Annotated in this window: 18 protein-coding genes; 5 read left to right on the top strand and 13 right to left on the bottom strand. The window is 59.3% G+C overall.

Going from position 1 to position 17,762, the window contains the following annotated elements; translation table 11 throughout:
* Positions 1-114: 114 nt before the first annotated feature.
* From AC1DIG_RS12050 to AC1DIG_RS12065, 4 genes are all read right to left on the bottom strand, one after another.
* Entirely contained in the window at positions 115-318 is a 204-nt protein-coding gene (locus tag AC1DIG_RS12050; RefSeq protein WP_477767488.1) for a co-regulatory protein PtrA N-terminal domain-containing protein, read from the bottom strand.
* Positions 319-594: 276 nt separating this feature from the next.
* Positions 595-1,566, bottom strand: coding sequence for a thymidylate synthase (locus AC1DIG_RS12055; RefSeq protein ID WP_477767489.1), 972 nt, complete (start codon positions 1,564-1,566; stop codon positions 595-597).
* Positions 1,567-1,630: 64 nt separating this feature from the next.
* The gene (gene lgt / locus AC1DIG_RS12060) at positions 1,631-2,446 is read right to left on the bottom strand and encodes a prolipoprotein diacylglyceryl transferase (RefSeq protein WP_477767490.1); all 816 of its coding nucleotides are present in this window, start codon (positions 2,444-2,446) and stop codon (positions 1,631-1,633) included.
* A 98-nt stretch (positions 2,447-2,544) separates the two neighbouring features.
* The gene (locus tag AC1DIG_RS12065) at positions 2,545-3,327 is read right to left on the bottom strand and encodes a sulfite exporter TauE/SafE family protein (protein WP_477767491.1); all 783 of its coding nucleotides are present in this window, start codon (positions 3,325-3,327) and stop codon (positions 2,545-2,547) included.
* 123 nt (positions 3,328-3,450) lie between these two features.
* Here AC1DIG_RS12065 and AC1DIG_RS12070 point away from each other — a divergent pair, with 123 nt between their 5' ends.
* Positions 3,451-4,197 carry an NRDE family protein gene (locus AC1DIG_RS12070; RefSeq protein ID WP_477767492.1) on the top strand — a complete coding sequence of 249 codons (747 nt, stop codon included), beginning with the start codon at positions 3,451-3,453 and terminating at the stop codon, positions 4,195-4,197.
* A 132-nt stretch (positions 4,198-4,329) separates the two neighbouring features.
* Here AC1DIG_RS12070 and ptsP read toward each other — a convergent pair whose 3' ends face one another.
* Complete coding sequence (gene ptsP / locus AC1DIG_RS12075; protein WP_477767493.1) at positions 4,330-6,609, bottom strand: phosphoenolpyruvate--protein phosphotransferase; 2,280 nt, start codon at positions 6,607-6,609, stop codon at positions 4,330-4,332.
* A gap of 22 nt (positions 6,610-6,631) precedes the next feature.
* Positions 6,632-7,111: an RNA pyrophosphohydrolase gene (locus AC1DIG_RS12080; RefSeq protein WP_008064982.1), complete on the bottom strand. Its 480-nt coding sequence runs from the start codon at positions 7,109-7,111 to the stop codon at positions 6,632-6,634.
* Between the two features lie 144 nt (positions 7,112-7,255).
* On the opposite strand from AC1DIG_RS12080, the gene AC1DIG_RS12085 reads away from it, so the two are divergent.
* Positions 7,256-7,912: a histidinol-phosphatase gene (locus tag AC1DIG_RS12085; protein ID WP_477767494.1), complete on the top strand. Its 657-nt coding sequence runs from the start codon at positions 7,256-7,258 to the stop codon at positions 7,910-7,912.
* A 104-nt stretch (positions 7,913-8,016) separates the two neighbouring features.
* On the opposite strand, the gene AC1DIG_RS12090 is transcribed toward AC1DIG_RS12085, so the two are convergent.
* Positions 8,017-8,442: a DUF2269 family protein gene (locus tag AC1DIG_RS12090; protein ID WP_477767495.1), complete on the bottom strand. Its 426-nt coding sequence runs from the start codon at positions 8,440-8,442 to the stop codon at positions 8,017-8,019.
* A 39-nt stretch (positions 8,443-8,481) separates the two neighbouring features.
* Entirely contained in the window at positions 8,482-9,996 is a 1,515-nt protein-coding gene (gene ilvA, locus AC1DIG_RS12095) for a threonine ammonia-lyase, biosynthetic (RefSeq protein WP_477767496.1), read from the bottom strand.
* Between the two features lie 300 nt (positions 9,997-10,296).
* Here ilvA and rpiA point away from each other — a divergent pair, with 300 nt between their 5' ends.
* Entirely contained in the window at positions 10,297-10,971 is a 675-nt protein-coding gene (rpiA, locus tag AC1DIG_RS12100; RefSeq protein ID WP_477767497.1) for a ribose-5-phosphate isomerase RpiA, read from the top strand.
* A gap of 123 nt (positions 10,972-11,094) precedes the next feature.
* On the opposite strand, the gene AC1DIG_RS12105 is transcribed toward rpiA, so the two are convergent.
* From AC1DIG_RS12105 to AC1DIG_RS12115, 3 genes are read right to left on the bottom strand one after another with little or no spacing between them, the layout of a single operon-like run.
* Positions 11,095-12,048, bottom strand: a complete 954-nt coding sequence (locus AC1DIG_RS12105) for an SdiA-regulated domain-containing protein (protein WP_477767498.1) — start codon at positions 12,046-12,048, stop codon at positions 11,095-11,097.
* Entirely contained in the window at positions 11,993-12,658 is a 666-nt protein-coding gene (locus tag AC1DIG_RS12110) for a fumarylacetoacetate hydrolase family protein (RefSeq protein WP_477767499.1), read from the bottom strand. Before AC1DIG_RS12110 ends, AC1DIG_RS12105 begins: the two co-directional genes overlap by 56 nt.
* Positions 12,659-12,698: 40 nt before the next feature.
* The gene (locus tag AC1DIG_RS12115; protein ID WP_477767500.1) at positions 12,699-14,093 is read right to left on the bottom strand and encodes an FAD-binding oxidoreductase; all 1,395 of its coding nucleotides are present in this window, start codon (positions 14,091-14,093) and stop codon (positions 12,699-12,701) included.
* A 204-nt stretch (positions 14,094-14,297) separates the two neighbouring features.
* Between AC1DIG_RS12115 and serA the strand changes: the two genes are divergently transcribed.
* A complete protein-coding gene (serA, locus tag AC1DIG_RS12120) occupies positions 14,298-15,527 on the top strand; it encodes a phosphoglycerate dehydrogenase (protein ID WP_477767501.1) in 1,230 nt (409 codons plus the stop codon).
* A 103-nt stretch (positions 15,528-15,630) separates the two neighbouring features.
* Here the strand turns inward: serA and AC1DIG_RS12125 are convergent, their stop codons facing one another.
* Together AC1DIG_RS12125 and AC1DIG_RS12130 are read right to left on the bottom strand one after the other, a co-directional pair.
* Complete coding sequence (locus AC1DIG_RS12125) at positions 15,631-16,101, bottom strand: hypothetical protein (protein WP_477767502.1); 471 nt, start codon at positions 16,099-16,101, stop codon at positions 15,631-15,633.
* 272 nt (positions 16,102-16,373) lie between these two features.
* Complete coding sequence (locus AC1DIG_RS12130) at positions 16,374-16,811, bottom strand: DUF4399 domain-containing protein (RefSeq protein WP_477767503.1); 438 nt, start codon at positions 16,809-16,811, stop codon at positions 16,374-16,376.
* A 132-nt stretch (positions 16,812-16,943) separates the two neighbouring features.
* Between AC1DIG_RS12130 and AC1DIG_RS12135 the strand changes: the two genes are divergently transcribed.
* Complete coding sequence (locus AC1DIG_RS12135; protein WP_477767504.1) at positions 16,944-17,717, top strand: transporter substrate-binding domain-containing protein; 774 nt, start codon at positions 16,944-16,946, stop codon at positions 17,715-17,717.
* Positions 17,718-17,762 lie beyond the last annotated feature (45 nt).

Consider the following 17,762-nt stretch of genomic DNA (forward strand, 5'->3'; position numbering starts at 1 on the left):
TGCAATCGCCCGGACAGTCGGAGTACCCCGCCATCCGGGCCTCGGCGTTTGACACCTGTTTTGCCACAAGTTCTGCCGCCACACGGCATGTCAGCAACTTGGTAAAACCCGCCGTCAATTCGAGCGTTCGACAGTGTCGGACTGGGCTTTCTGACTGCTCGCTACAGCCTGCGCATGTTCAGCTTGCTGATAGTGAACCATCGCTACATCACGTGCGGCGTCCATTCGAGCCTGAACCTTATCGCCACCGCCTTCTGCCATCGCAGCCACAGAAGCGCACATCAGGGAAACGACCAAAAAAGCTTTCAGGGATTTCATCGGGAACTCTCCAGTAGTTGGGTTCTGCCAGACCCTGTATTGGCCTGACTGGAGCTCATCCTATAGGGCGCTATTTATCGGCCCTTTCCCCGGGAGATGAATTTTCTGACATGTAGGTTTTTAGATTCGCGGCGCTGACGCTTGATCGTTGATCGTTCCCACGCTCTGCGTGGGAATGCATCCTGTGACGCTCTGCGCCACGCTTTAACGGCAGACGCGGAGCGTCCATGGCGGCATTCCCACGCAGAGCGTGGGAACGATCAGGGCGGGAGGTATTTAGACCGCCATTGGCGCGGTCATCGGCGCGTGGTGTTCGTAACCTTCCAGCGAGAAATCGCTCGGCTCGATCTGCTCCAGCCACTCCGGCTGGTACACGCCGGTCTTGGCGAACTCCGGCACGCGGTCGGAAATCACCAGTTTGGGCATCGGGAACGGCTCGCGCTTGAGCTGTTCGTTGAGCATGTCCAGGTGGTTTTCGTAGACGTGGGCGTCACCGATGAAATAGGTGAACCAGCGCGGTGTGTAACCGGTCAGGCGACCGATCAGGCTCAACAGCGCGGCACCTTCGGTGAGGTTGAACGGCGTGCCCAGGCCCAGGTCGTTGGAGCGGATGTAGAGCGTCAGGGAAATCTCTTTGGTCTCGACGTTCGGGTGGAACTGATACAGCAGATGGCACGGCGGCAGCGCCATTTCATCGAGCTGGGCGCAGTTCCAGCCGTGGAACAGGATACGCCGGCTGCCCGGGTCCTTGATGATGGTGTCGACGCACTGGCGAATCTGGTCGATCGCCTTGTACAGCACCACATAGGCCTGGCCGTCTTCTTCGCCTTCAGCGATCTGCCGATAACCCTGGCTCAACGTCTGCTCGATAGCGGCCTGATTGCTGAGCGGGATCTGCTTGTACGCCGGCCATTTGCGCCATTGCACACCGTAGATTTCACCCAGGTCGTCTTCGCCCTGACGGAACGGGTTGGCCAGCCATTGGGCGTTTTCATTGGCATTCTGGTCCCAGACCTTGCAGCCCAATGCCCGGAATTCAGCCGCGTTGTTCACGCCCCGCAGGAAACCGACCATCTCGCCGATGGCCGATTTGAACGCCATCTTGCGGGTAGTGATTGCCGGGAAACCTTCTTTCAGGTCATAGCGCAGCATCGCGCCAGGAAAGCTGATGGTGTTCACGCCAGTGCGGTTGGCTTGCTTGGTGCCGTTCTTGATGACGTGGGCGACCAGATCGAGATATTGCTTCATGAGTTACCTGTGTCCTTGAACCCGGGGGCCGTCGCCCCGGGGTTCGAATGTAGAGCGCGACGGCTTAAGCAGTCGGGGCAACCGGAGCCGCCGGGGCACGGTGATAAGCCAGCCAGATCAGGAACAGACCGGCCAGGACCATCGGTACGCAGAGGACCTGGCCCATGGTCAGCCAGTTCCAGGCCAGATAGCCCAGTTGTGCATCCGGCACGCGGACGAATTCGACGATGAATCGGAAAATACCGTAGAACAGCGTGAACATCCCGGACACGGCCATGGTCGGCCGCGGCTTGCGCGAGAACAACCAGAGGATCAGGAACAGCGCCACGCCTTCCAGCGCGAACTGATACAACTGCGACGGGTGACGCGGCAGCTGTGCCGGATCGCTGAACGGCGGGAAGATCATTGCCCACGGCAGGTCGGTCGGCTTGCCCCACAACTCGGCGTTGATGAAGTTACCGATACGCCCGGCACCCAGGCCGATCGGCACCATCGGCGCGACGAAGTCCATCAGCTGGAAGAACGACTTGCCGTTCTTTCTACCGAACCACAGGGCCGCCAGCATTACGCCGATGAACCCGCCGTGGAACGACATGCCGCCCTTCCACACTTCAAAAATCAGCGTCGGGTTGGCCAGGTAAGCACTCAGATCGTAAAACAGCACATAACCCAATCGGCCGCCGACAATCACACCCATCGACATCCAGAAGACCATGTCGGAGAGTTTCTCCTTGGTCCAGGTCGGGTCGAAACGGTTCAACCGTCGCGACGCCAGCAGCCAGGCGCCGCCGATGCCGACCAGGTACATCAGGCCGTACCAGTGGATTTTCAGCGGGCCGATGGCCAGGGCCACCGGGTCAATCTGCGGGTAAGGCAGCATTGCGACTCCTCGTTAGAGTTGAAACGTAAAATTCCTGGCGCGACCGTGCCACGCCGGGATTAAGCCAGGATTGCGTCGCCGCTCCTGGCAAAAAGAGCTCACAGCAAAAAGCTCAAACCCACGCAAAACAGCAACGCGGCAAACAGTCTTTTCAGCAACCGCGGCGACAGCTTGTGGGCCAGTCGCGCACCGATGCGGGCAAAGACCATGCTGGTCAGGGCAATGCCCAGCAGCGCCGGTAAATAAACGAACCCGAGACTATGAGCCGGCAAGCGTGGATCGTGCCAGCCCAGAATCATGAAACTTAATGCACTGACGAGCGCAATCGGCAGACCGCAGGCCGAAGAGGTGGCCACGGCTTGCTGCATCGGCACGCTGCGCCAGGTCAGAAACGGCACCGTCAGCGAACCGCCACCGACCCCGAAAATCGCCGAAGCCCAGCCGATCACACTGCCGGCCAGGGTCAGACCGAATTTGCCTGGCACTGTTCGGCTGGCCTTGGGCTTGACCTCCAGTGCCAGTTGCAAGGCAATGATCAACGCGAACACGCCGATGATTTTCTGCAAATGCGGTCCCGAGATGGCTTCGGCCGTCAGCGCACCAAAACCCGCACCGATCAGAATCCCGACAGTCATCCAGACAAAAATCGGCCAGCGCACCGCGCCTTTCAGATGATGTTCGCGCACCGCATTGACCGACGTGAAGATGATCGTCGCCAACGACGTACCGACGGCCAGATGGGTCAGCACCGACACATCAAAACCCTGCAAGGTAAAACTGAACACCAGTACCGGGACGATGATGATCCCGCCACCCACCCCAAACAGCCCGGCCAGCACGCCGGCGCAGGCACCCAGCAGTAGATAGAGCGGAAATTCCATGACTGCCCCCCGAAATAAGTGCGGCATGGTAACGGATGCATGGCCTCAAGCTCCACTGGATGGCGATGGATACCCGCCAGCTCTATGCGTAAAGTGGGCAAAAAAGCCAAGAGGGATAACCCCATGTGCTTGATCGTCTTCGCCTGGCGGCCGGATCACGCAACACCGCTGATCGTTGCGGCTAACCGCGACGAGTTTTATGCGCGCCCCAGCCTGCCCCTGGCGCAATGGCCTGAAGCGCCGCAGGTTTACGCCGGGCGCGACCTGGAGGCAGGGGGCACCTGGCTGGGCATTGGTGCCGACGGGCGCTTTGCCGCATTGACCAACATCCGCGACCCGCACCAACCACCGGCACGCAAATCGCGGGGCGAGCTAGTGGCGCGTTTTCTCACCGGCAATTTGCCCATTGCTGAGTATTTGGCCGACGTTGTCGACAGATCACCGGAATATGCCGGGTTTAACCTGCTGGTCGGTAATCGCCATGAGTTGTGGCATTACAACGCGCGGGAGCCTGGACCCGTCAAACTGCAATCAGGGATCCATGGGTTGTCGAATGCCGGGCTGGATACGCCGTGGCCGAAAGTGCTCAAGGCCAAGACGGCGTTGAGTGAAGTACTGAGCGACCCGCAGCCACAGGCCTTGCTGGCCCTTTTAGGCGACCCGCAAACGGCGCCATTCGCCGACTTGCCGGATACCGGGGTTGGGCTGGCGACCGAGAGTTTGTTGTCGAGCGTGTTTATTGCCAGCCCCACGTATGGCACCCGAGCGAGTACCGGGCTGATTGTGCGGGCGGATGGGACGCGGCTGATGGTTGAAAGGAGTTTCGGGCCGTATGGCGGGCATCTTGGGGAAGTTGAGATCAGGCTTTAGCTTTGTGCTGCCTGAACCGGCCTCATCGCGAGCAAGCTCGCTCCCACATTGGGTCTTCGGTGTTCACAAATAGTGTGTTCACAGCAGGTCCAATGTGGGAGCGAGCTTGCTCGCGATGAGGCCGTCAGCGCTTTAGAGAGGCTTGATCGCCGCCGGATTGATCATCCGCGCCAACCCGAGGTTCTTCAGCGCCAGTTGCAGCGAGCTGTGGATCACCTGCGGGTTGTCGATGGTCATCAGCTCGGCAAGCAGATCCCTGGCCCAGCTCAGGTTGATCTGGCGCAGCATCCACTTCACTTTCGGCAAGTTGGTGGCGTTCATCGACAGGCTGTCGAAGCCCATCGCCATCAACAGCACCGCTGCTGCCGGATCACCGGCCATCTCGCCGCAGATACTCACCGGCTTGCCTTCGGCATGTGCATCGCGCACCACGGTTTGCAGGGCTTGCAGCACCGCCGGGTGCAGGTAGTCGTAAAGATCGGCTACCCGCGGGTTGTTACGGTCCACGGCCAGCAGGTATTGGGTCAGGTCGTTGGAACCGACCGACAGGAAGTCCACCTGCCGTGCCAGTTCCTTGGTCTGATACACCGCTGCCGGAATTTCGATCATCACGCCAACTGGCGGCATCGGCACGTCAGTGCCTTCGTCGCGCACTTCACCCCAGGCGCGGTGAATCAGGTGCAGGGCTTCTTCCAGTTCATGCGTGCCAGAGATCATCGGCAGCAAAATGCGCAGGTTGTTCAGGCCTTCGCTGGCCTTGAGCATGGCGCGGGTCTGTACCAGGAAGATTTCCGGGTGGTCGAGGGTCACGCGAATCCCGCGCCAGCCGAGGAACGGGTTGTCTTCCTTGATCGGGAAGTACGACAGTGACTTGTCGCCGCCGATGTCCAGGCTGCGCATGGTCACCGGTTGCGGGTGGAAGGCCGCGAGTTGCTCGCGATAAATCGCCAGCTGCTCCTTTTCGCTCGGGAAGCGCTGATTGATCATGAACGGCACTTCGGTGCGGTACAGGCCTACGCCTTCGGCACCGCGCTTCTGCGCCCGCGCCACATCCGCCAGCAAGCCGGTGTTGACCCACAGCGGCATGCGGTGGCCGTCGATCGTCACACACGGCAAGTCGCGCAGTGCATCCAGCCCCAAGGCCAGTTGTTTCTCTTCTTCGACCACGTCGGCGAATTGCTTGCGCAGCACGTCGCTCGGGTTGGTGTAGACCTCGCCGTGGTAGCCGTCGACGATCATCTGAATGCCGTCGACCTTGGAATACGGCAGGTCGACCAGACCCATCACCGTCGGGATACCCATGGCTCGCGCCAGGATCGCCACGTGGGAGTTGCCGGAACCGAGTACCGACACCAACCCCACCAGCTTGCCTTCCGGCACCTCGCCGAGCATCGCCGGCGTCAATTCTTCGCTGATCAGAATGGTGTTGTCGGGATAGACCAGCGTCTGCTGACGTTCTTCCTGCAGGTAAGCCAGCAGGCGTCGGCCAAGGTCTTTGACGTCCGAGGCGCGCTCACGCAGGTAGGCGTCGTCCATCAATTCGAAACGGTTGACGTGATCGGTGACCACCTGACGCAGTGCGCCCTGGGCCCACTGACCGGTCTTGATCACGGTGGTCACTTCGCTGCCCAGCGAAGCGTCGTCGAGCATCATCAGGTAGACATCGAACAGCGCCCGCTCTTCCGGCCGCAATTGCGTGGCGAGCTTGGCGGACAGCGCGCGCATGTCAGCGCGCACGCCTTCGATGGCGGTCTTGAACAGCCCCAGCTCTGCTTCGATGTCAGCGATGGCCTTGTCAGGCACCACGTCCAGATCGGCCGGCGGCAACATGACCACCGCGGTACCGACCGCCGCACCGGGCGAACCGGGTACGCCGACAAACTTTGCTTCCTGAATGCCCTTGCCCTGACGCCCCAGACCACGGATCGAACCGGTGGCCTCGGCGTGGGCGATAACGCCCGCGAGCTGGGCGCTCATGGTCACCAGGAAGGCTTCCTCACCTTCGTCGAACTGGCGACGTTCTTTTTGCTGGATGACCAACACGCCGACAACGCGGCGGTGGTGAATGATCGGGGCGCCGAGGAACGAGGCATAACGCTCTTCACCGGTTTCGGCGAAGTAGCGATAGCGCGGGTGATCCGCGGCGTTTTCGAGGTTGAGGGGTTCTTCACGCGTGCCGACCAGGCCAACCAGACCTTCGTTGGGCGCCATGCTGACCTTGCCGATCGAGCGCTTGTTCAAGCCCTCGGTGGCCATCAGCACGAAGCGGTTGGTTTCGGGGTCGAGCAGGTAGACCGAGCAGACCTGGCTGCCCATGGCCTCTTTGACGCGCAACACAATAATCCCCAACGCCGCCTTGAGATCCTTGGCGGAGTTAACTTCCTGGACGATCTTGCGCAGCGTATTGAGCATGGCTCGGGGTCGAACTCCGTCGTCAGTCGCGCGCTAAAAGGCGCGGGGCAAGCTCTTTGAGAGCGCGGCGATAAACCTCGCGCTTGAATGTCACCACCTGGCCCAACGGATACCAATAACTGACCCAGCGCCAGCCATCGAACTCCGGTTTACCGGTCAAATCCATCCGCACCCGCTGCTCGTTGGAGACCAGGCGCAGGAGAAACCACTTCTGTTTCTGGCCGATGCACAGCGGTTGGCTGTGCGTTCTGACCAGGCGTTGCGGCAAACGATAGCGCAACCAGCCCCGGGTGCAGGCGAGAATTTCAACATCTTCGCGCTCCAGACCCACTTCTTCGTTCAACTCGCGGTACAAGGCGTCTTCGGGCGTCTCCTGAGGGTTGATACCACCTTGAGGAAACTGCCAGGCATCTTGATTGATACGGCGAGCCCATAGCACCTGGCCGGCATCATTCGTGAGAATGATCCCGACATTGGGGCGGAAACCATCGGGGTCGATCACGGCAACAACCTCGCAAACGCATGTCGTCGCATTGTTCCACAAAGGTCGTGAAGGCGGCAACGAAGCTTCCTACCTTATGTGCACTCTTGTGAAAAGACCGTATTCTGGAGGCCTTTTTACAGACTTTTCAGCGAGTAACTGCAAATGCGTCTGGCTTTATTCGACTTGGACAACACACTTTTGGGCGGCGACAGCGATCACGCATGGGGCGATTACCTGTGCGAACGCGGCTTGCTCGACGCCGTCGCCTACAAAACGCGCAACGATGAGTTCTACCAGGACTACCTGGCCGGCAAGCTGGACCAGGCCGAGTACCTGAACTTTTGCCTGGAAATCCTCGGTCGGACCGAGATGACCCTGCTGGACGAATGGCACCGCGACTACATGCGCGACTGCATCGAACCGATCGTATTGTCCAAGGGACTCGAGTTGTTGGCCAGGCACCGGGCTGCCGGCGACAAACTGGTGATCATCACCGCCACCAACCGTTTTGTCACCGGGCCGATTGCCCAGCGCCTGGGTGTCGAAACCCTGATTGCCACCGAATGCGAAATGGTCGACGGCCGCTACACCGGACGCAGCACTGACGTACCGTGCTTCCGTGAAGGCAAGGTGACACGCTTGAATCGTTGGCTGGAAGAGACCGGTATGTCGCTCGAAGACAGCTACTTCTATAGCGATTCGATGAATGACCTGGCCCTTCTGGAGGAAGTGGCAAACCCGGTGGCCGTGGACCCGGACCCGAACTTGCGGGCCGAGGCACAGAAGCGTGGCTGGCCGATCATGTCGTTGCGTGACTGAAATCGCCATCGCGAGCAAGCTCGCTCCCACACTGGATCTGTGATCGACGCAAATCCCCTGTGGGAGCGAGCTTGCTCGCGATGGGGTCGACTCGGTTTCAAGCCTTAAACCGGTTTAGCGCCCATCAACCCGGCAATCGCGATAAAGCAAACAAAGCTGAACACTGCCAAGGCAAACGTAAACTTGCCATTGCCACCCGGCTCAGTACGCAGCTTGTTAAGCCGCACCAGCAGCCAGAACATCGCCAGCGCACCGGCTGTGTAGGTCACGCTGGAAGCCAGAATCCACATCTGCCCCAGCGGCCAGCCCACCAGGTGCACCATCCACCATCCGGTGAACGGCATGCTCAGCAAGGCCAGGCCCATCACCAACCAGACAAACACCCATGGGCGCTGCAAGGTGCGCGCGTGCGCCGTCACATCGCCGTTACGCCGCGTGTGCCAGACCCAGATCGCCAGGCCCAGCGCACCGACCAGCAACAACACTGTTGCCAGGACATGCGCCATTTTCAGGGCGGTTAACGTTTCCATTGTTCGTTTTCCTTATGGACTGACCATCAGCGTAGACGCTCAGCCGAGGAACAGCTTATACGCCGGGTTGTCGCTCTCATCCCAATACGGGTAACCGATTTCCGCCAGTGCCGCCGGCACCAGATGACGCTCTTCATGCGGCACTTGCAGACCGGCGACCACCCGACCATCGGCCGCGCCGTGGTTGCGGTAGTGGAACATCGAGATATTCCAGCGCCCGCCGAGCTTGTTGAGAAAGTTGAACAAGGCTCCCGGACGCTCCGGGAACTCGAAGCGCAACACCACTTCATCGACGACCTGCGCCGCACGACCGCCCACCATGTGGCGAATGTGCAACTTGGCCAGTTCGTTGTCGGTCAGGTCGAGCACCGGGAAGCCCTGCTCGGTCAGACTGGTGAGCAGCGCACTGCGTGGATCGTTTTCCGGGTGCGTCTGCACGCCAACAAAGATGTGCGCTTCGCTGCCGGTGTTGTAGCGGTAGTTGAATTCGGTGATCTGGCGTTTGCCGATCGCTTCGCAGAACGCCTTGAAGCTGCCCGGTTTCTCCGGGATGGTCACGGCGATGATCGCTTCGCGGCCCTCACCCAGCTCGGCGCGTTCAGCAACGTGGCGCAGGCGATCGAAGTTGACGTTGGCGCCGGAATCGATGGCCACCAGGGTCTGCCCGGTTACACCGCGCAACTCGACGTACTTCTTGATCCCCGCTACGCCCAAAGCACCGGCAGGCTCGGTGATCGAGCGGGTATCGTCGTAGATATCCTTGATCGCCGCACAGATCTCGTCAGTGCTGACAGTGATCACTTCATCGACGTAATCCTTGCAGATATCGAAGGTGTGCTGGCCGATCTGCGCCACTGCCACGCCATCGGCAAAGAGCCCGACGGTCGGCAGAACCACGCGCTCACCGGCCGCCATGGCCGCCTGCAGGCAGTTGGAGTCGTCCGGCTCGACGCCGATGATCTTGATCTCGGGCCGCAGGTACTTCACGTACGCGGCGATCCCGGCGATCAGGCCGCCACCGCCCACCGGGACGAAAATCGCATCGAGCGGGCCCGGGTGCTGGCGCAGAATCTCCATCGCCACGGTACCCTGCCCGGCAATGGTGTGCGGATCATCGTAAGGGTGGATGTAGACGTAACCCTTTTCGTCGACCAGTTTCAGCGAATAGGCCAGGGCTTCCGGGAAGGAATCCCCGTGCAGCACCACTTTGCCGCCGCGTGAACGCACGCCTTCGACCTTGATCTCAGGGGTGGTCTTGGGCATGACGATGGTCGCTTTCACGCCCAACACCTTGGCCGCGAGCGCCAGGCCCTGCGCATGGTTACCTGCGGAGGCTGTGACCACGCCACGGGCGCGCTCTTCATCGCTCAATTGGGTCAGCTTGTTGTAAGCGCCGCGAATCTTGAACGAGAACACCGGCTGCAAGTCTTCGCGCTTGAGCCAGATCTTGTTGCCCAGCCGCTCGGAGAGCTGGCGAGCAGTCTGCAATGGGGTTTCTACGGCAACGTCATAAACGCGCGAGGTGAGGATCTTTTTGACGTACTGTTCGAGCATCGGAAAGCATCACTGAGCGGGTTGGGCAGGGCCAAGGAGTCTAACCCGGCTTTTGCTCGGGCGACCACACGAATCCAGAGGATTTAGCCAGGCATGGAGCTATAATGCGGGCCTTTCGTTCCAATGCCAGTCAGTTAAGCGCAATCCATGTGAGAGCGAGCTTGCTCGCGATAGCGGTGGATCAGTCAACATTGATGTTGAATGTTATGCCGTCATCGCGAGCAAGCTCGCTCCCACAGGTTTGTGCCTTAACTGACAGGCATTAGGCCTTTCGTTCCCCTTTGGCACCTCGGAGCCCGCATGACCCAGGATCAACTCAAACAGGCAGTGGCTCAGGCCGCCGTCGATTTCATCCTTCCAAAACTCGACGACAAGAGCATCGTCGGGGTCGGCACCGGCTCCACCGCCAACTGCTTCATCGACGCACTGGCCCTGCACAAGGGCGCGTTCGACGGCGCGGTTGCCAGCTCCGAAGCCACCGCCGCGCGCCTCAAGGCCCACGGGATTCCGGTGTATGAGCTCAACACCGTCAGCGACCTGGAGTTCTATGTCGATGGCGCCGATGAAAGCGACGAGCACCTGAACCTGATCAAGGGCGGTGGCGCAGCCCTGACCCGCGAGAAGATCGTTGCAGCCGTGGCCAAGACGTTCATCTGCATCGCCGACGCCAGCAAACTGGTGCCGGTCCTGGGCGCTTTCCCATTGCCGGTCGAAGTGATCCCGATGGCCCGCAGCCACGTGGCCCGCGAGCTGGTGAAACTGGGCGGCGATCCGGTTTACCGTGAAGGCGTACTGACCGACAACGGCAACATCATCCTCGACGTGTTCAACATGCAGATCACCAACCCGGTCGAGCTCGAGACTCAAATCAACGCCATCGTCGGCGTGGTCACCAACGGCCTGTTCGCTGCCCGTCCGGCAGACTTGTTGTTGCTGGGCACGAGCGAAGGCGTGAAGACCCTGCGCGCCGAGTAAGGCAAACACAAAACCTGTGGGAGCGGGCTTGCTCGCGAAAGCGGTGTAACAGTCAACGATGATGTTGAATGTGATGGCCCCTTCGCGAGCAAGCCCGCTCCCACATTGGTTTTGCGGTGTTTGTCAGGGCTGTGGCTTTTTGAAGACATAAAACAGGTTTGGCTCGCTGACCAGGTACATCGTGCCGCTGCCGTCCATGGCGATCCCCTCCGCTTGTGGCACCGTCTTCTGTAAACCCTGACGCCCAATGTTCAGTGACATCGTGCTTAACGGCCTACCGTCGATATCCAGTTCCAGCACCAGATGCGACTCATCCGACAGCGCCAGCAAATGGCCGCTGCGCTTGTCATATTGCAGGCTCGACAGGTCGCGCACGAACAGCCCGGCATCGCGCTTGGGGTTGTTGACCACGTGCACCGCATAGGACTTCTCGGGATTGTAATGCGGGAAGCCCTGCACTTCGTAGATCAGCATCGGGTCGCGTTCCTTGGCGACGAACAACCGCTTGCCCACCGAATCGTAGGCCAGGCCTTCAAAGCCCTTATTGCTGCTCATGTGCACGCCAAGGGCCAACTGCTCGGCTTCCGCAGCATCCAGAAACGTCGTTTCATCCTTCAGATGAATCTTGATCAAGCGCTGCTGATATTCATCGGCGATCACATAGGTATCAGCACTGATGAACTCCACCGCTTCCGGGTCGCCAAACCCGATCAGCGTCACGCGGCGCAGGATTCGTCCATCGAGGGACAACTCGATCAGCTCGGGTTTTTTATTGGTCACGGTGAACAGGCTGTTGCGCACCGGATCGAAAGTCAGCGCCGAAACGTCAGCGCTCAGCCCGTCAATGACCTTCGCCTCGACAACCACCTGGTAATCGTTGAGTGCCATGGACTGGCCGTCGGCCGGATGCAACCAGGCTTGCAGGTTGAACCAGCCACGCTCGAACAAACGATAATGTTGCCCGGCCGCGCCCAACGCCACGACTGCGGCGAAGAGCACGATCAGGACCAGGTTTTGCGGTTTAGCGAACACTGCTCTTGAAGCTGCCGGCGCCCGGCAGTTCCAGCACCAGTTCATCGCCAACGTTCAGCGGTCCGACGCCAGCTGGAGTGCCGGTCATGATCACGTCACCGGCTTGCAGCGAGAAGCAGCCTGCCATGTGCTGGATCATTGGCACGATCGGGTTGAGCATCAAGCTGCTGTTGCCGTCCTGGCGAACTTCACCGTTGATGGTCAGGCGGATGCCGATGTCGGTCAGGTCCGGGAACTCGCTGCTGACCACGAACGGCGCCAGCACGCAGGCGCCGTCGAACGACTTGGCGATTTCCCATGGCAGGCCTTTGGCTTTCAGCTCGGCCTGCTTGTCGCGCAAGGTCAGGTCCAGCCCCGGTGCGAACCCGGAGATCGCGTCCAGCACTTCTTCGCGGCTCGGCGTGGTCGACAATGGTTTGCCGATCAGCACCGCGATTTCTGCCTCGTAATGCACCGAGCCACGCTCGGTCGGAATCGCAAAACCACCTTCCAGCGCGACCACGCAACTGCCCGGCTTGATGAACAACAGCGGCTCGGTCGGCACCGGGTTATCCAGTTCCTTGGCGTGTTCGGCGTAGTTACGCCCGATGCACACCACTTTCCCGACCGGGAAATGAATACGTGTACCGTCGACATACTGGTGCTGATAGCTCATTACCGACTCCTGCCTTATTGATTCATCAGGGACAGCGACTTCAAACAGCGAAGATCTTGCCCGGGTTCATGATGCCGTTCGGATCGAACACCGCCTTGACCGCTTTCATGTACTCGATCTCAACCGGCGAACGGCTGTAGGTCAAGTAATCACGCTTGGTCATGCCCACGCCGTGCTCGGCGGAGATCGAGCCGTTGTACTTCTCGACGGTTTCGAACACCCACTTGTTGACGGTCGCGCACTTGGCGAAGAACTCGTCCTTGCTGAGGTTCTCTGGCTTGAGGATGTTCAAGTGCAGGTTGCCGTCGCCGATGTGGCCGAACCAGACGATTTCGAAATCCGGGTAGTGTTCACCGACGATCGCGTCGATTTCTTTCAGGAATGCCGGGACTTTCGACACAGTGACCGAAATGTCGTTCTTGTACGGCGTCCAGTGGGAAATGGTCTCGGAGATGTATTCGCGCAGCTTCCAGAGGTTTTGCAGTTGCGATTCGCTCTGGCTCATCACGCCATCCAGCACCCAGCCTTCTTCGACGCAGTGCTCGAAGGTTTCCAGCGCATGGTTGGCCACTTCTTCGGTGGTCGCTTCGAATTCCAGCAGCGCGTAGAACGGGCAATCGGATTCGAACGGCGCCGGCACATCGCCGCGCGCGAGGACTTTGGCCAGGGCCTTGTCGGAGAAAAATTCGAACGCGGTCAGGTCGAGCTTGCTCTGGAACGCGTGCAGCACCGGCATGATCGAGTCGAAATCGGCAGTGCCGAGGACCATCGCGGTGAGGTTTTTCGGGGCGCGATCAAGGCGCATGGTCGCTTCGACCACAAAACCCAAGGTACCTTCGGCGCCGATGAACAGCTGGCGCATGTCGTAGCCGGTGGCGTTCTTGATCAGGTCGCGGTTCAGTTCCAGCAGGTCGCCCTTGCCGGTCACGACTTTCATGCCGGCAACCCAGTTACGGGTCATGCCGTAGCGAATAACCTTGATCCCGCCGGCATTGGTGCCGATATTGCCGCCAATCTGGCTCGAACCTGCGGAAGCGAAGTCCACCGGATAGTACAAACCGTGCTCTTCGGCACGATTTTGCAGTTGTTCAGTGACCACGCCTGGCTGGCAGACCGCAGTACGGTCGGTCAGGTTCACGTCGAGGATCTGGTTCATATAGTCGAAGGAAACCACCACTTCGCCATTCGCCGCCACGGCAGCAGCGGACAGCCCGGTGCGTCCGCCCGACGGCACCAGCGCAATCTTGTGCTCATTCGCCCAACGGACGATGGCCTGGACCTGCTCGGTGGTCTTGGGAAACACGATGGCCGTCGGGGCCGGGGCGAAATGCTTGGTCCAATCCTTACCGTAAGCATTCAGGGAGTCGGCATCGGTCAGCACCTTGCCAGGCTCAACCAGGGTCTTCAGCTCTTCAATCAGGGCGGGATTGGTCATCGACAGAACTCTCGAACAATTCATGGTCATCCTGAGTACGCTTCACGTCGCAGGAATGAGTGTTTGCGGGGTGCATATGCTAGCATACCGCCCCCGCAGGATAGTGCCCAAAGGCTGTTCTGCGGTGACGGCTTTCCTGCCGTCCGGGTCAGCTCACGCTGTCCGATTCCCTGCCATTTTTCTCCGGGACACAGGTTTACGCAGATGAGCAAGACTTCTCTCGATAAGAGCAAGATCAAGTTCCTTCTTCTCGAAGGCGTCCACCAATCGGCTGTCGACGTCCTCAAGGCGGCGGGCTACACCAGCATCGAGTACCTGACAGGTTCTCTGCCGGAAGCCCAGCTGAAGGAAAAGATCGCTGATGCGCACTTCATCGGCATTCGCTCCCGCACTCAACTGACTGAAGAAATCTTCGATCACGCGAAGAAACTGGTAGCTGTTGGCTGTTTCTGCATTGGCACCAACCAGGTCGACCTCAACGCTGCTCGCGAACGCGGCATCGCTGTCTTCAACGCACCGTACTCCAACACCCGTTCGGTGGCCGAGCTGGTGCTGGCTGAAGCGATCCTGCTGCTGCGCGGCATTCCTGAGAAGAACGCATCCTGCCACCGTGGCGGCTGGATCAAGAGCGCGGCCAACTCTTTCGAAATCCGCGGCAAGAAGCTGGGTATCGTCGGTTATGGCTCGATCGGTACTCAACTGTCGGTTCTGGCTGAAGGCCTGGGCATGCAGGTGTACTTCTACGACACCATTACCAAGCTGCCACTGGGTAACGCCACTCAGGTCGGCAATCTGCACGAGTTGCTGGCGATGTCCGACATCGTCTCGCTGCACGTACCGGAAACCGCCGCTACCCAGTGGATGATGGGCGAGAAGGAAATCCGCGCCATCAAGAAAGGCGGCATCCTGATCAACGCCGCTCGCGGTACTGTGGTCGAACTGGACGCCCTGGCGGACGCGATCAAGGACAAGCACCTGATCGGCGCCGCCATCGACGTATTCCCGGTGGAGCCACGCTCCAACGACGAAGAGTTCGAAAGCCCGCTGCGTGGCCTGGACAACGTGATCCTGACCCCGCACATCGGCGGCTCCACCGCCGAAGCACAGGCCAACATCGGTCTGGAAGTGGCAGAGAAACTGGTCAAGTACAGCGACAACGGTACGTCGGTATCGTCCGTGAACTTCCCTGAAGTGGCCCTGCCGGCTCACCCTGGCAAGCACCGTCTGCTGCACATCCACGAAAACATTCCGGGTGTACTCAGCGAGATCAACAAGGTCTTCGCCGAAAACGGTATCAACATTTCCGGTCAGTTCCTGCAGACCAACGAGAAAGTCGGCTACGTCGTGATCGACGTCGACGCCGAATACTCGGACCTGGCGCAAGAGAAGCTGCAACACATCAAAGGCACCATCCGTTGCCGCGTGCTGTTCTAACGCTCAAGCGCCAATGAAAAAGGGAGACCCTCGGGTCTCCCTTTTTTATGTCTGCTGTCCCGCCCTGAACAGGCTTGCAGCTGTTTCGGGGCAAGATAAACAACTATGTTGGCGTTCCTTCGCAGTAACGACCAGTAGAATCGAGCAACCTCACTTCATGAAAAAACTCATGAGACTTGATCGGATTGCCATTTATCTTGAAGGCGTACCAGATCCTGACATGTCCAGAGCGTAGGCCAGAATTCTGCGGTGGCTGAATTTTTTTGATAAAGGGCTCGTACGGTACCTGCACCTCGAAATGCCCACCCGCCTCTTGGCCAGTGACCCTGTACTCTTCAAAGAACTGGGTACCTGGGATTTCTTGTTGCCCGGAAGCATCGATACCAACTGAATGCACCATGACATCGGTGCCCTTTGGCATGAACTTACCTTCGATAGGGACGGTCACATCCAACCACCGATTTGTTCCAACAACCCTCAAACTTTTACAGTTCACTACCCATTTGCCGTCGCCGGTTTGAAAAACAGGTGCCGTAGGTGCTGGAAATTCAATCAGGTTTTCCTTAGCAGTCATTTCACACTCTCCATCGCAATTGAATTGATGCCCCCCCGAACAGACATTGCTGGCGGTCCTTCTTCAATAACAGGAGGAGACCTTGTGGACCTGCTGGAAATTAGGCGCCCTATTCCTGACACCGGCTACTGTCAGATCTGACAGGTTTTACGACCGCCTGTCGGTTTAAAGTTTAAAACGGCGCCTTCTTATACAAAACGCCCGATGCGATGCACCGGGCGTTGGGCTGAAACAGGTGCAACCCTGTTTCAGGGCCAGTCACTGGAAAAAACCTACTTTACAGTCACGGTGATTTTTTTCGAGACGATCGGCGGATCGAACGGCACGTGGTTCTTGTCGCCCAGCTCCAGTTGCAAGGTGTGCTTGCCCGGTGTCAGGGTCACGTCGGTTTCGGTCTGGGCCTTGCCGAAATGCAGGTGGTTGGCGTCCGCCGGGATCGGCATGTTCTCGGCCGGCAATTTGTCGACGTCGATCAACAGGTGATGGTGACCGGTGTGTGCGGTCTGGTCGCCGGCTGGGGCCAGGGCAATGCCCTCAACCGCAAATCTGACCTTGAAGGTTTTGTCCACGGTCGCACCTTCCGCCGGAGAGACGATAAACACCTTCGCACCCGCAGGGGCCTTGGTGCGGGGGACGTCCGCGGCGCTCGCCAGCATCGAAGCGCTGAGCATCAGACCGGCGAGAACTGCTCGTGACATAAAGGTTTTCATTCTTTTCTCCAGTTTTGAACTTAATCTTTACGGTTGTGACAACTTCGTAGCAATTCGTTGTCGAAGCACCTCAACACCATAGCAAAGCGCACCGAAACAGCGCGCCGCACATAATGAATTCAAGGAGTGACCATGCGCTTTCTGCCTGGCCTGATACTGTTGCTGCCCCTTGTGAGCCCTTTTGCTCACGCTGAACTGATCGACGATGTAAACGACCGCGGCGAGTTGCGCATTGCGCTTGAAGCCAACACTCCTCCCTTCAATTTCAAGGAAGACGGCAAGCTCAGCGGCTTTGAAGTCGAACTGGGCCAACTGCTGGCCAACGAACTGGATGTGCGCGCCGACTTCGTGGTCACCGATTCGACCGATCTGTTGCCGGGGGTCGAGAGTGGCAAGTACGACGTCGCCATCAACCACATAGCACTGACTCCCGAGCTCAAGGATCGTTTCGACTTCAGCGAACCTTATAGTTATTCAAGCGCACAATTGATCGTGCGCCAGGAAGAACAACGCCCACTCGGCACTTTGCTGGCGCTCAAGGGCCAGGCCCTGGGTGTGGCGCAAGGCAGTCAATTCGTTGAACAGGCGCGCGGCGTTGAAGGCATTGACCTGCGCAGCTATCCCGACGCGCAGCAGCCGCTCAAGGATGTGGCAGAAAAGCAGATCGACGCAGCCATCAGCGATCGATTGCTGATCCCCTACGCCATCCGCGACAGTCGTCTACCGGTGAAAGAAGGTGCCGAGGTCGGTCCGACCCTGAGCCTGGCGATTCCTTTTCAGAAAGGTAACCCGGCATTCCAGGCCAGCCTCGATCGGGCCCTGCAACGGATCAAGGCGGACGGCCGATTGATGGCGCTGTCGGAGAAATGGTTCGGCATGGACGCGAGCCAACCACCGAAACCGTAATCCAATGGAGATCCAATGTGGGAGCGAGCTTGCTCGCGATAGCGG

Source organism: Pseudomonas sp. 05N431, from assembly GCF_056397005.1.